Genomic DNA, 13,549 nt, shown 5'->3' with positions numbered 1-13,549 from the left:
TAGCCTGTTGGGTGTAGCTGATTAGGTGTCGTTACACAAACTGAAAGCTTTGAAGCCACGAGGAGTTTGCAAGGCCTTGTAGCCCGTCCATAAGTAAGTCAAGCAGGGCCGCTTGACAACGTCAATCTGGGGAAGGAGAAAAAAGCTAGGGACATTGCAACCTGGCGAGGTTGAGTAGGATCATGGTGGCGAAAGGTCTGTTTGATGTTGCTATCGGACAGCCCGCACTACTTGTCCCATTTATCCTTACCACCGTGCCCCTAAAGTTTATCCTAGCCAGTCTGCTGGCAGCCCTGCTCTTGTGTACGGGCTGCCAGCGCCAATCCGGACCGGAAAAGGCAGTAAATTCCGTAATTGGTGATGTTAGCTACGTTCACCAATTTGGTGTAGAGCCCGGCGCCGGTGCTGATGAGCAGACGCGCATCACCGCGCATCTGCAGTACGTGGAAGAGCTGCTGCGGCGCAAGGAGACTCGGGCCTTGCCCAACCACCTGCGCCGGCGCCGGTACCACACCCTTAATCTGCTGCGCCAGTATTGGCAAGCCGGCGTGTACCCTCGCAATTACGATTTCCCCAACGAACGACGTCCCTGCTTTATCGACCGCGACGGTCGCATCTGTGCCGTGGGCTACTTGGTGGAGCAGACCGCCGGTAGGGCCGTAGCCGAAAAAATCAACCGGCAACACCAGTATGATCTGATACAGGAAATGCGAATGCCGGAGTTGCAGGCTTGGGTAAAGACCTCGGGGTTGACGCTGGAGGAGTGTGCCATGATTCAGCCATCCTACTGGGGACCTGGATTTCCGCCTACTGACAACACCAATCACGTAGAACCGCTTTACGGAGCAGGCACTGCCGTGTGGAGTGGCTTAAACCTTCCCTTAGCGGCCATGAACGTAGTGCGGGTGGCTCAGGGAGAACGGTCTAAAACCTTAGGAGTAGTTGGGTTGCTGTCGGGTGCCGGGCAGGTAGCTTTGGGTGCCCTCACGCTGCCCAACGAAAAGAAATTTAACGCCCCGCCGCGTAATGAAAGCCGCAAGGCAATATCCTACCTAAACATAGGGCTAGGCACTACTACCATGGTCATGAGCGCCTGGAACTTGGTGGCCAATCGGCCGGTACAAACGTGGCGTACGGCCGTAGGGATACAGGCCGTACCCGTCCCTGGGCAGCAACCCGGCTATGCCCTTAGCTTGACGCGGCGTCTCTAACAACACTCATCAACCTGACCTTCATTTTCTTTTTGCTCTCATGCGCCGATTACTTCTCAGCCTAGCAGTCTTGTGTGCCCTGCCCGCCTGCGACCTACTCACGGGAACCGAAAAATGCGGTGGCGACGTCCTGCCGTATTTCGATGTGCAAGGCGTGGAACTGGCCACTTACGAGCAGGGGCGGCAGATGCAAAACGGTAGCACTGTATCCGCTACCGCGCTCCAATTGATGTTGGCGTTACGTGTGCGTTATTACAGCGCCGCACCGGCCCGGGTAGCCGGATGGTTGCCAGCCGCAGTAGCCTGCTCGCCGGCGGACCCGGGTTATAAAGGCACCTCCGAGCGCGTTGATTCGCTCGTCATCAGCAGCCGCTATGATTTCGACGCTCAACATCCGGCTGGCAGCTCGCTGAACGACATCCTATTCGTGAATGGAAGCAGCATTACGCTGGCGCAGTTACTGCAAAACCGGCAGGGCGAACCGGATCAACAAGTGCTCCTGAACCTACGGGCTGCACCTACACGTTCGGCTACTCAGCAGTTTGTGGTTAGCTACCGGCAGACCAATGGGGAGGTATACATCTACACCACGCCTGCTTTTCAGATTCAGTAAGGGCTAGCGGGCGTCGCCGTACCGTTCGTTGCGCACTCGAATCAGCTCTGCGGCAATGCTGATGGCAATTTCCTCGGGGGTGCGGCTGTGAATGGGCAAGCCTATCGGGGCATAAAGGCGGCTAAGAGCTTCTTCCGGGAAGCCATCGGCCCGCAAACCTCCGAGCAGCTCTTCGATCTTGGCTTCGCTGCCCATCAGGCCTAAGTAGGCTAGGCGGTGGCGGAGCAGCTGCCGCACGGCTACGGCATCGGAGCGGTAGCCAAAGGTCATGATGACCACGTATTCGTGCGGGCCTTCGGGTACGTACTCGGCTAGCTCCGAGTACGGCAGGGTACGCTTTTCGTGCGCGTAAGGGTTGATCAGCAACGTGTTCAGGTTCGGCCGGTCATCGAGCACGCGCACGCGAAAATCCAGCGTGGCGGCCACCCTCGACAGCGCCAGCCCTACGTGCCCGCCGCCCACTATCGTCAGTTGGTCGCGAAAGCCCAGTATTTCAGTGTAGCTCCAGGCTCCGTCGGGCGCCTGGTGGGGCCGAAAGCCGGGCTCCACGGGCGGGCGCCCTGGGCCGGTACGAATGGCACCTTCATCAGTAAGGCCAAACCAACCGCTGCCGTCGTGCTGCAAAGCTTCCATGATGGTGCGCAGAGCAGGTAGATGCTCCGCTCGCAAGGGCAGCAGGGCCACTGTTTGCTCGCCCGAGCAGATCATGCCGGAACGGTTACGAGGTGCCGCACTGTGATGAATCTGCTCGCGCAGCAGCACGGAAGTCTGCTGCTCGGCCATGCGGTTGCGGGCCAGTTCCACAAACTTGTGCTCCATGATGCCTCCGCCAATGGAGCCGACCATGCTGCCGGGGGCCACGCTCATCTTGAAGCCTTGGCGCCCCGGACTAGAGCCGCTGCTGTTTACTACCAGCAACAGCGTTACAGGAATGCCGGCGCGCAAGCAAGCAGTGGCATGTTGCCAGGCCAGCAGGTCGCGCGGAGCAGGCGGGGAGGAAGGGTGCAGATCCAAAGGGGTGGAAAATCAGCCTGCAAGAAAGCATTTTGCTTTCAAAAAATTGGATGAATTTTGGGGATATATGGTTTTATGTATTTTCCTGTATTTCGGCTGCAATTGGTGCAGAGTTCTTGGGAGTAGCGTAGCCGGAATACAATGCCGTCAGTACTTTTTCCGGCGTGATGGGTGCCGCCATGGCTAACTCTGCATCGGGCCGAACGGCCCGTACTGCGTCGCGAATGGCGAAGTACCCCCCAATGCCGTACATCAGCGGCGGCTCGCCCACAGCCTTGGAGCGCAGAATGGCTCGCGGGTGGCCTGGCGTTTCCAAAAACTCAATTTGAATCTCGCGCGGCACGGAGTAGAGGTCCGGCACTTTGTAGGTTGAAAGGGTATTGCTGCGCAGCCGGCCTTCCGAGTCGAAGATAAGTTCCTCCATGGTCATCCAGCCCAGGCCCTGTACTAAGCCACCTTCCACCTGCCCGCGGTCGATGCCGGGAGCCATGCTTTGGCCGAAATCGTGTACTACGCGCACCGCGTCCAGTTCATAAGTACCGCGCAGCACGTCTATGGTGGCTTGCACTACGGCTGTACCGTACACGTGGTAGGCAAAGGGGTAGCCGGTTTCCATTTTGGCGTCGAACCAGATATCGGGCGTGGCGTAGTGCGCGTTTTCGCTCAGGTTGATGCGCTTCCAGTAAGCCGAAGCCACTAGTTTTTCCCAATCGGACTCTACGGGGTGGCCGGCCGTAAGCACCCGCTCGTCGCATATTTCGAGGCCTTCCTGTTCCACGCATAGCTCCTCCGCGGCGTGGGCCAGCAGCCGGGCCCGCAGCTGTTCGCAGGCTATTTGCACCGCTTTGCCATTGAGGTCGGCGGTGGCGCTGGCAGCTGAAGGAGAGGTATTGGCCACGCGGGTGGTATTGGTGGTTTCGATGCGCACCCGATTGGACCGAATGCCCAGCGTGCGGGCGGCGACTTCCACCATCTTGGTATTCACGCCTTGGCCCATTTCTACGGCGCCGGTGCTCACGCCCACCGAGCCATCGGTGTAAATGTGCACCAAGGCCCGGGCCTGGTTCATGGCCGTTTTGGTAAACGATATACCGAAGCAGATGGGCATTACGGCCAGCCCACGCTTCCGTAGCGGGTTGGCTTGGTTGAAGGCATCAACCTCGGCCCGCCATTGCGGCAGGTTGAACTCGGTGGTGGCCCGCTCCCAGCAGGCGCGGGCATTGCACAGCTCGGCAGGCTGGCCGAAGGGAAACGAATCGTTTTCGCTTAGCAGGTTGCGTTGCTGAATCTCGTGGGCGGGCACACCCAGGCGCTCAGCCGCCTTGGCAATGGCCGCTTCGATAACAAACATTCCTTGCGGACCGCCAAAACCGCGAAATGCCGTGTTGGGTGGCAGATTGGTGCGGCAGCTGTAGGCCGTGGCCTGCACGTTGGGAATGAAGTATGTATTGGTGCAGTGGAACAGAGTGCGCTCCAGCACCGCCGGCGACAAATCGGCCGCAGCCCCAGCATTTTGGTAGAAGGTCACCTCGTACGCCAACAGCTTCAGATCAGCCGAGAGGCCCAGCTTGAAATCGGAGGTGTAGGGGTGACGCTTGCCGGTCATACGCAGGTCGTCGTGGCGGGGCAGTACCAGCTTTACGGGCTTCTTGAGCAGGTAGGCCCCGAGCGCGGCCATTACAGCCCAGGGAGTAGCTTGATCCTCCTTGCCGCCAAAGCCACCGCCGAGGCGCACCACGTCTACTTCTATCTTGTGCATACCGATGCCCAGTACCCGTGCACCGTGGCGCTGCGCTGCCGTGGGGCCTTGGGTAGAAGAGTGCACGCGTACGCCGCCCTGCTCTGAGGGGTAAGCGTAAGCACCCTGGGTTTCGATGTATAAGTGCTCTTGCCCGCCACTCTCGGCCGTGCCTTCCACGATGTGGGCACACTGCTCCCAAACGATGCTGGGGTCGCCGAGACGGAACGTGCGCGGCGGCACTATCAGCTCGCCTTGTGCGTGCGCTACCCGCGGATCGGTAATAACCGGCAGCGGTTCGATATCGGCTTCAATCAGCCTAACGGCGGCGCGGGCTTGGGCTTCGGTATCAGCCAATACCAGGGCTATGGGCTGACCCTGAAAATGTACGTGGCCCTCGGCCAGCAGCGGCTCATCGGGCACAATGCCACCGATTTGGTTTTCGCCCGGAATGTGCTCGGCCGTGAGGATGCGCACTACGCCTGGTGCTGCCAAGGCGGCCTCCAGGCGCAGGCCGTTCAGCTTGCCGTGGGCCAGGGGCGAGCCGTACACGGCTGCGTGCAAGGTGCCGCGCTGCACCGGAATATCATCAAGGTATTGGGATTCGCCGCGCACGTGGCCGGCAGCGTCGAGGTTGTGCATGGAAGTGAAGGAAAGGTGGCGCTAAGTGAAGCTCAGCGCCGACGCCGAGGCGCCATGAGAGGACGGTGCTTTACCACCGTTCCAGGTAAGGGCTAGCGGCTGGTGATGTTGGCTGCTATACCAACTCGGCCAGTGCGAGCCGCTCGGAAAAATGCTCCAGGAAGTGCGCATAAAGCAGCTGCCGCAGCAGTAGACGCTTGTACTCGGCGGTGCCCCGGGCATCGTTGATGGGGCTGATTTCCTGCTGTGCCACGTCGTTCATAGCCCGCAGCGTATCGGGCGTGAGTTCTTTGCCGGTCAGGAAGGCCGAAGTCTGCCGCAGGTAGAGCGGCGTAGGGCCCACGCCACCTGCCGAGAGGTGGGCTTCCTGAATCAGGCCGTCCGTCACGTGCAGCAGCGCGGCGGAGTTGACGCTAGCAATATCCAGGTGCGTGCGCTTGCTGACTTTCTCGAAGTTGAAGACGGCATCGGGAGCCGGCGGCCGAAAGCGAATTTCGCTTATCTGCTCGTCGGGAAGGCGGTCGAGCTGCTTGTAGCCCCGATACAAGGCGCGCAGCGGAAGGTCGCGGGTGCGGCCTGCAGCATCCAGCATTGTCAGCTCTGCATCGAGAGCCAGGAAGAAGATGGTCAGGTCGCCGATGGGCGAGGCGTTGACGAAGTTGCCGGCTATCGTCGCCATGTTGCGGATGGGCGTGCTGGATACCAGCTTGAGGTGCCGGGCCAGGCGCGGAAAATGCTGATGCATCAGCTCCGAGCGGCGCAAATCTTCTACCGTGGCTGCACCTCCCAGGGCCAAGCGGCCGTCGGGTAGCTCGCGCACGTAGCAGCGGGTGGCGTGTCCGTAGAGCAAGGCTACTTCAGCGGCTAGTACCTCATCGGGGCGCTGCACCAGCAAGTCGGTGCCACCGCCGAGCAGCCAAGTCGCCGGTAGTTGGGCGGCATCGGGGGTGCGGCCGCCCGTTTGGGCAGCCACGTCGGCCGCGGTGGCGGTGCGCAGCGCTGCCAAGCGCTGGGGCATGTCGGCGAAGTACGGCTGCACGTAGCCTTGCTTCACCAGCCACTCCAGGCGATTGGGCGCGGCGTCGCGTACCAGCAGCTGGGCCGTAAGGTGGTCGGCGGCTCGCTCCAGGGACTTGTACCCGGTGCAGCGGCAGATGTTGCCGTCCATGGCCGCCCGCACGGCTTCGGGGGTAGCCTCGCCGCCCACGCAGTGCCCGGTTAGCGCCATTACAAACCCCGGCGTACAAAAGCCGCACTGGGTACCGCCCTCGGCCACTATTGCTTGCTGCACCGGGGTGAGGCCACCGGCCTCGGGGCTGATGCCTTCTACCGTCACGATGTGGCGGCCGTGGGCATTGCCAAGCGGCGTAAGGCAGCTGGTCATCGACTGGTAGCGCACCGTCTGCTCATCGGGCTGCAGCTCGCCCACCAGCACCGTGCAGGCGCCGCAGTCGCCCTCGCGGCAACCAATCTTGGTGCCCGTCAGGTGCTGTTGATAACGGATGTAATCGAGCAGGGTGCTGCCAGCTGGCTGGGTAGGGCGCACCAGCTGATGATTGAGGTAAAATTCAAGCATAAGAGAAGGCCGGACTACAGCCGGAAAAGCAATATAGCAAATCTGCGCTCTGGGACGGGATAATGAAGTTTAACGAATGAGTATCAATCGATAAACCTTTTGCGTAGCTAGTTTTTTAAGTAACTTCTGATTCTGATGCTGATTGCTTTTCCGTCCTGCGCCTATGAAACCCACCGTTACTGCTTCCACCGTCTTGCTGGGTCTGCTGCTCAGCGGCTGTTTTGCTGCCCGCGAAAGCCGTATTGAGTCCGATTACAGCTACGCCGGCAACTTTCGGCACTACCGCACCTTTGCGTTTCTGCAGAGCGTGAGCAATCCGGCCGAAGACAGTGTAGCGGCGCTCGACGCAACCGTGCGCGAAGCCATTCAGTCACACCTTCGGTCGCAAGGGTACCGCCTGAACCCGCGGCGTCCCGACCTTCTGATTTCTTACCGAGTGTTTGACGGAGCCATGCGCTTCACCGGCTATAACCAACCCGATCTGACGCACTGGCTCAAGCAGAACGTGGTTGAAAGTGAGGATACGCCACCCGATCAGAAACAAGGCTACGACCGGGTACGCTACCTACTCAGCGACGGCACGTTGCTCATTACCCTTATTGACCACAAAAATGGTCGTGCCGTGTGGCAAGGCTACGCCTCTAACGTTACGGCTCCGAATGACATGCAGGCCCCCATCGTGATGCGGCGGGCCGTACGCTCCATTTTCGACCGCTACCGGGTGCTGTCGGAAGAATACATGACCCAGCAGGGAGGTATATCGCGCTAAAACCTAGCGGCTGGTTGGAATCCGGAACTGCAGGCCGAGCGAAGGAATGAACGTAACGCCCTTTAGCTCGGCGGTGCGGTTGTTCAGCAGCTTGTAGGTGCCGTAATTCTGGTAATACACCGACAGGGCTGGCAGGAAGTACACGTAGCGGTACCCAAACTTAGCATTGACGAAGGCGCCAACGGCGCCGAAGCTATTGCTGTCGCGCAGGCCCGGGACGCGTTGGTTAACCTGCCCGCTGCCAGGGCCGGTATACAACTGCCCGGGTTCAAAACGGTAAGTCAGAAATGAGCGGCTATATGCCACTCCGTAGGCGATGTGGCCAATTTCCTCCTCCGCGCCCAAGGAAGTGCTGAATACCAGCGGCACCAGCAAATCGAAGCGGCGGGCACTAAAGCCCAGTAGCCGTTCAGCATCGTCCAAGAAGGGAATGCTGGGCAGCTTGGCCCGTTGTACCGAAAACTGCAGCCCAATGCTGCCGTACGTGGCGCCCGCCTGCCCACCTGGGCGCTCGGGGGTACCCGTTGGACCCAAAAATTGATACATACCATCGAAGCTGTGCGCTCCGAACGAGTACTTGTACCCTACATCGAGGCGGGTGGCAGCGCCGTAGCGGATGTAGAGGTCGGGGGTAAGCTGCGCCGGATCGAGCACGTAGGCCAGGGCCGCGGCTTGCACGCGGTCGAAGGCCGGGCGGTAATGCACCGTATCCTTCGTAGCCGCCTGTTCAGCCAGCGACTTCACCGCGCCGGTGGCTTGGCTGAGTGCTTCGGTTCCGATGTTCATCACCATGTTGCCGCCCACCTTGAACTCGCCGCGGGGCGTGACTTTGCCAGAGTGAATGATGGAGCGCGGGGCGCTGCAGGCCATAGCGCCAAGCAACAACAGCAGCAACAAGCGGGAAGGGAAGAAGTGCAGCATAATGGCAAGCGAAAAGCAGTTAAACAAAATGTTTCAAGCCCGGAGCTAAAATCGGACCGGGGCAGAAGTTGGCGCCGGACGGGGTTTTGCCCACCTTTGCGCCCCGCATGCTTACGGTATTATTGGTCTGGATGATAACGGCCGTGGTGACAATCACGGTGGGCACCGCCGCGTTTCGGCTGGCCGCCCGGCTCGGTGTGCAGGGCGCCGAGGAGTTGCCCGCACCTGAGTGGGTGAGTTTGATAGGCTTGGGGCTACTTACGGCCTTTTTACAACTCTGGTCATTGCTGGCGCCGGTAGGCATGGTGGCGCAGGCGGCTGTGCTGGAAATTACGGTTGTGTTGGGAATTTTCCTCCGAAATTCTTTACGAGAGCTATGGTGCATGCAGTGGCCGCACCGGTGGGCCGGGCCTGAAAAAGCCGGTGCCGTAATGCTACTCTTGCTGCTGGGCTGGCTGCTCACCTTCGGGGCTCAAATCCCAATCAATTACGACGTCGGTCTGTATCAGCTCCAAACGCTGCAGTGGGCCGAACGGTACGCCGCCGTGCCGGGGCTGGGTAATCTGCACGGCCGACTGGCCTTTAATTCCAGCCTGTATTTGCCCATGGCCCTGCTGCAACTGCCCTCGCCCGGTGGCGCCGTGTATGGGCTGAGCAGCTACTTGTTCCCGGTGCTGGCGGTGGTAGCAGTGCGCCAACTGATGGCCGGGCTGCGTATGCCGCTCGCTGATGCCCGCTGGGTGTGGGCGCCGGTGCTATTGCTGCTGCTGCTGATTTACAGTTTTCAGGTATGGCTGTCGTCGGTGACATCGGACTGTACCACGGCGGCGCTGCTGGTGCTGCTGTTTCTGTACTATGCCTGGCATCCGCCCGGCCGCGCTACGGAGGCGCAGCGGTTGCTGCTGGTGTTGTTGGCAGCCTTGGCCGTTACGTTTAAGTTGTCGGCAGCGCCGGTGCTGCTCTTGCCCACTTACCTGATATGGGCTGGCCGGAAGGAGCAGGGCTGGGTCCGTACCTGGCTGTTGCCGCTGGGAATCGGGCTGCTGCTGGGGCTGCCGTGGCTGGCACGCAACGTGGTGCTGTCGGGCTACCTCGTTTACCCGCTGCCGGCTATTGACGTGTTTGCTGTCGACTGGAAGCTGCCCCGCACCTATGCCCAGATGGAGCACAACATGATTGTGAACCTGGCCCGTAACTCGGCCCAAAGCCCGTACGCGCTGCCGGGCCAAACCCTGTGGGAATGGTGGCCGAATTGGTGGCAGCCCATGAAAGGCTTTCCGGGCTTCGTGGTAATCGCTGCCATGATTTCGCCGCTGGTGGCCGCGTGGCGCTGGCGCCGCCCCCGCACCACCGCCGAAGCTGGCTGGGCCGGCGGCTGGCTGGTGGCGTGGTTGGGCAGCGTGTTCTGGTTTGTGGCTGCGCCCGATTACCGTTTCGGCGTTGGTTTTTTGCTGATTGCCGCCGTGTGGCCCTGGCTGGGTCCGCGCTGGCCAGGACCAGCCCAAAGCGGACGTTTGCGCTATTTGCCGTGGGCCCTGCTGCTGCTATGGGTGCTGCACAACCTGCGCGACCCGCTGTACCAGCTGCGCACCCAGCCCACGCGCTTTGCCCGCCGCATGGTGTGGCCCGAGCTGAACCCCGTACCGGTCACAGTACTGGTACCGGTAGCACCGGGCTTGCAAGTGCGCGTGCCGCGTACCGGTTTTCAATGCTGGGGCGCGCCTTTGCCCTGTTCGCACTGCGTAGAGGCGGGGCTGGAGCTGCGCGGCCGTACGCTGGGCGCAGGCTTCCGCCGGCGGCCCAATCATTAGTAATGTTCTTTGGGCGGCTTCACTAAGGCCTGGGCACTGCCGAAAGATGCTTTTATCCTTGTTAATTGCTCCAATTATCAGCGCAGCAAAGTAAGATGAACATTCTCTACGGCGTCCCTGGCGAAGGGCTCGGCCACGCTACCCGCAGCAAAGTCATCATCGCTCACCTGCTGGAGCAAGGCCACGAGGTGCAAGTAGTCAGCAGTAGCCGGGCTTACAAGCTATTGGCCACCAACTTTCCCGGGCGGGTGCACGAAATCCGTGGCTTTCACCTCGCATACAAGCAGCTGGCCGTATCCAAGTCGCGCACGGCGGCACTTACGCTGCGCTCGGCCCCCGATAGCCTGCGCCTGAACTTCCAGCGCTACCGCGACCTGCTGCGTACCTGCTGCCGCTTTGATCTGGTCATTTCCGACTTCGAGTCGTTCACTTACTTCTTCGCCAAAACGCAACGCCTGCCCGTGGTCAGCATCGACAACATGCAGATCATCAGCCGGGCGCAGCTGGATGTGACTGTGCCACCGCAGGAGCGCAGCAACCTGCAACTGGCGCGCGGCATCGTGCGCGCCAAACTGCCCCGCGTGCAGCATTACCTCATTACTACATTTTTCCACCCGCCCGTCAGCAAGCCCAATACCACGCTGGTGCCGCCCATCATCCGACCCGAAATCATTGCGGCTACTCCCCGGCAAGGCCAACACGTACTCGTGTATCAGTCCAGTACCAACCAAGGCGACCTGGTGGAAATGCTGCGTCAGTTGCCCGGGCAAGAGTTTCGGGTGTACGGTTTCAACCGCGAAGAGGAGCACGACAACGTGAAGCTGCGGCCTTTTTCGGAAGCCGGCTTTATCGACGACTTGGCCAGCGCCCGCGCCGTGGTGACCAACGGCGGATTTTCGCTTATCTCCGAGGCTGTATACCTGCACAAACCGGTGTGCGCCATTCCCATTCCGGCGCAGTTTGAGCAATGGCTTAATGCTGCTCAGATTGAAAAGCAAGGTTACGGCCGCCACTTCAGCGCCCTTACCCCGGACAATCTGAAGGCATTTTTGTACGACTTGGCGCCGTTCGAGCAGGCGTTGGCAGCCTATCAGCAGGAAGGCAACGACGAGTTGTTTGCTCGTTTGGAAGAAGTGCTGGCTGGTGTAGAAGCCTGACAGCCGCTGGCTGCCGTTTGCCGGGGGCGCGTACTACGCGGCGCATGAAGCCGTTCCGGCAGCGTTTTGCTAAATTCCGGCTCCATGACTCGCCCTACCGTCCTCCTTCCGCTTGCCTTGCCGCTGCTGTTTGGTGCCTGCACCACGGCCCGCGTGCCCACTGCCGCTACGCCGCCCAACCAGTTTGCCGCCGATAGCACCCTGCGCCGTATTGCCACCGCCCAGGATCAGCGTCAGACCGCAGCTCTGCGGCCTTTTTTGCTTCATCCGAAGGCTGGTTACCGGCAAGCTGCTGCCATGGCCTTTGCCTCAGTGCAAGACAAAGCTGCGCTGCCTGATCTGCTGGGCATGCTCTCCGATGCCAACCCCGAGGTGCGTCGGGCGGCCGCTTTTGCTCTGGGTCAAACCGCTGACAGCAGCGCCGCACCGCACCTGTCCAATCAGCTCAATGCCGACAACGATGCGCTGGCCCGCCGCTACGAGCTGGAAGCCCTGGGGCGCTGCGTTGGTCGCACTTCATTATCGTTGCTGATGCGCTTGCCCGCAGCGCCCGCCGATACGCTGCTGCCCATCGGACAGGCCTGGGGGCTGTATCGGGCCGGGCTGCGCGGCATTACTTCTGAATCGGCCGTGGGACGGACAGTAGCCCTGCTGGCGCGTCAACAGCCCCACGCTGCCCGTCTTGCTGCAGCCCATACATTGGCCCGTACCCCGCGCCTCGACCTCACTGCCTACGAGGGCCCCTTGGCAACGGCAGCCACTTCCGACCCCAGCTACGCCGTACGCGCAGCTGCTACCACCGCCCTGGGGAAAGTAAAAGCGCCTAGTGTAATACCCACGCTAATCAGCGTGCTGCGGCGCGACGCAGATTACCGGGTGCGCATTGCAGCCCTGCGCGCCATGAACGCGGGTATGTATGCGCCGGTAAAGGAAGCAGTTTGGGCGGCGCTCGAAGATAAGCAGGGGCAGGTAGCCGTGACGGCCGCAGAGTTTTTCCTGACCCATGCCGCTGGCGAAACCGGGCGGTTGTTTGCGGATAAAGCCGAGAAGCTGACCGCGTGGCGTCCGCGCGCTATCTTGTTTGCGGCGGCCTTGCACCACGCCGGGCCCGACGAGAAACCGGGCATCCGGGAGGGCATTCAGCAGCGCTTCACTTCGGCCGCCAACGTGTACGAAAAGGGTTTCTTACTGAAAGCACTAGCCGAGGACCCCGCCGCGTACGCTTTTGTGGAGCAGGCTACCTTCGCGCCGAATCAGTCACCGGTTGTCAGTACGTATGGTATCGAGGCGGTGGTGGCCATGCGCAACCGCACCGATTTCCCCGCGGCGCAACAGCCGTTGTTTGTGCAAACGTTGGAGAAGGCTATTGGCAGCAGCGACGTGGCCCTAATCGGTACCGCTGCTGGTGCTCTGAAAGAGCCCAAGCTGGAAATGCGCAAGCAGTTCCGCAACCTGGCCTTGCTGCGTCAGACCCAACAGCGCATCAGCTTGCCGCGCGATGTGGAGGCCTGGCAGGCGCTACAGGAGGCACAGGATTATTTGGAGCAGAAGAAAACGCCCACGCCGACGCCTAGTGCGGCGGCGCAGCACCCCATTGACTGGCCGCTGGTGGAAACCATACCGGCCGCGCAACGCGTGCTGGTGCGCACTTCGCACGGCGACGTAGTACTTCGCCTTCTGGTAAATGAGGCTCCCGGTTCAGTAGCCAGCTTCGTGCAACTGACGCGGCAAGGCTTTTACAACGGCAAAAACTTCCACCGCGTGGTGCCTAATTTCGTGGCCCAGGGCGGCTGCCCCCGCGGCGATGGGTGGGGTGGCACCGATTATACGCTGCGCTCCGAATTTGCCGACCGGGGTTATGGAGAAGGTGCCGTGGGCCTGGCTTCCGCCGGCAAGGATACCGAGAGCTGCCAGTGGTTTATTACGCATAGCCCTACGCCGCACCTCGACGGTCGTTACACCGTTTTTGCGGTGGTAGAGCGCGGCATGGATGTGGTGCATAGCCTCGACATCGGTGACCTTATTCAGACTGTGGAGCTGATAGCCCCATAACCCGAGGGGGCTTACCAAGCAAAGGGGCGGACGAAACAAATGTTT

10 protein-coding genes are annotated in these 13,549 nt (G+C 60.9%); 6 read left to right on the top strand and 4 right to left on the bottom strand.

What is annotated here, in order from left to right; all coding sequences use genetic code 11:
- Window positions 1-254: 254 nt before the first annotated feature.
- Window positions 255-1,211 carry a hypothetical protein gene (locus tag AC5FXY_RS20340; protein WP_493558561.1) on the top strand — a complete coding sequence of 319 codons (957 nt, stop codon included), beginning with the start codon at window positions 255-257 and terminating at the stop codon, window positions 1,209-1,211.
- A 40-nt stretch (window positions 1,212-1,251) separates the two neighbouring features.
- On the top strand, window positions 1,252-1,824 hold the full coding sequence (locus tag AC5FXY_RS20335) for a hypothetical protein (RefSeq protein WP_493558560.1): 573 nt from the start codon (window positions 1,252-1,254) through the stop codon (window positions 1,822-1,824).
- Window positions 1,825-1,827: 3 nt separating this feature from the next.
- Here AC5FXY_RS20335 and AC5FXY_RS20330 read toward each other — a convergent pair whose 3' ends face one another.
- The 3 genes from AC5FXY_RS20330 to AC5FXY_RS20320 form a co-directional block, all read right to left on the bottom strand.
- Window positions 1,828-2,838 carry an XdhC family protein gene (locus AC5FXY_RS20330; protein ID WP_493558559.1) on the bottom strand — a complete coding sequence of 337 codons (1,011 nt, stop codon included), beginning with the start codon at window positions 2,836-2,838 and terminating at the stop codon, window positions 1,828-1,830.
- A 73-nt stretch (window positions 2,839-2,911) separates the two neighbouring features.
- Window positions 2,912-5,218, bottom strand: a complete 2,307-nt coding sequence (locus AC5FXY_RS20325) for a xanthine dehydrogenase molybdopterin binding subunit (RefSeq protein ID WP_493558558.1) — start codon at window positions 5,216-5,218, stop codon at window positions 2,912-2,914.
- Window positions 5,219-5,333: 115 nt separating this feature from the next.
- The gene (locus AC5FXY_RS20320; RefSeq protein WP_493558557.1) at window positions 5,334-6,794 is read right to left on the bottom strand and encodes an FAD binding domain-containing protein; all 1,461 of its coding nucleotides are present in this window, start codon (window positions 6,792-6,794) and stop codon (window positions 5,334-5,336) included.
- Window positions 6,795-6,957: 163 nt separating this feature from the next.
- On the opposite strand from AC5FXY_RS20320, the gene AC5FXY_RS20315 reads away from it, so the two are divergent.
- Window positions 6,958-7,563: a DUF4136 domain-containing protein gene (locus tag AC5FXY_RS20315; RefSeq protein WP_493558556.1), complete on the top strand. Its 606-nt coding sequence runs from the start codon at window positions 6,958-6,960 to the stop codon at window positions 7,561-7,563.
- A 3-nt stretch (window positions 7,564-7,566) separates the two neighbouring features.
- Here the strand turns inward: AC5FXY_RS20315 and AC5FXY_RS20310 are convergent, their stop codons facing one another.
- Window positions 7,567-8,484: a hypothetical protein gene (locus AC5FXY_RS20310; RefSeq protein WP_493558555.1), complete on the bottom strand. Its 918-nt coding sequence runs from the start codon at window positions 8,482-8,484 to the stop codon at window positions 7,567-7,569.
- Window positions 8,485-8,591: 107 nt separating this feature from the next.
- On the opposite strand from AC5FXY_RS20310, the gene AC5FXY_RS20305 reads away from it, so the two are divergent.
- The 3 genes from AC5FXY_RS20305 (at window position 8,592) to AC5FXY_RS20295 (ending at window position 13,504) form a co-directional block, all read left to right on the top strand.
- Window positions 8,592-10,295 carry an LIC_10190 family membrane protein gene (locus tag AC5FXY_RS20305; RefSeq protein ID WP_493558554.1) on the top strand — a complete coding sequence of 568 codons (1,704 nt, stop codon included), beginning with the start codon at window positions 8,592-8,594 and terminating at the stop codon, window positions 10,293-10,295.
- A 95-nt stretch (window positions 10,296-10,390) separates the two neighbouring features.
- Window positions 10,391-11,452, top strand: coding sequence for an MJ1255/VC2487 family glycosyltransferase (locus AC5FXY_RS20300; protein WP_493558553.1), 1,062 nt, complete (start codon window positions 10,391-10,393; stop codon window positions 11,450-11,452).
- Window positions 11,453-11,536: 84 nt separating this feature from the next.
- Window positions 11,537-13,504 (top strand): peptidylprolyl isomerase, encoded by a 1,968-nt coding sequence (locus tag AC5FXY_RS20295; RefSeq protein WP_493558552.1) that lies wholly within the window; start codon window positions 11,537-11,539, stop codon window positions 13,502-13,504.
- The last annotated feature ends 45 nt before the right edge of the window (window positions 13,505-13,549 follow it).

Source organism: Hymenobacter sp. FMD4, assembly GCF_058932745.1.
This window is presented reverse-complemented; position numbering and strand designations above follow the sequence as displayed.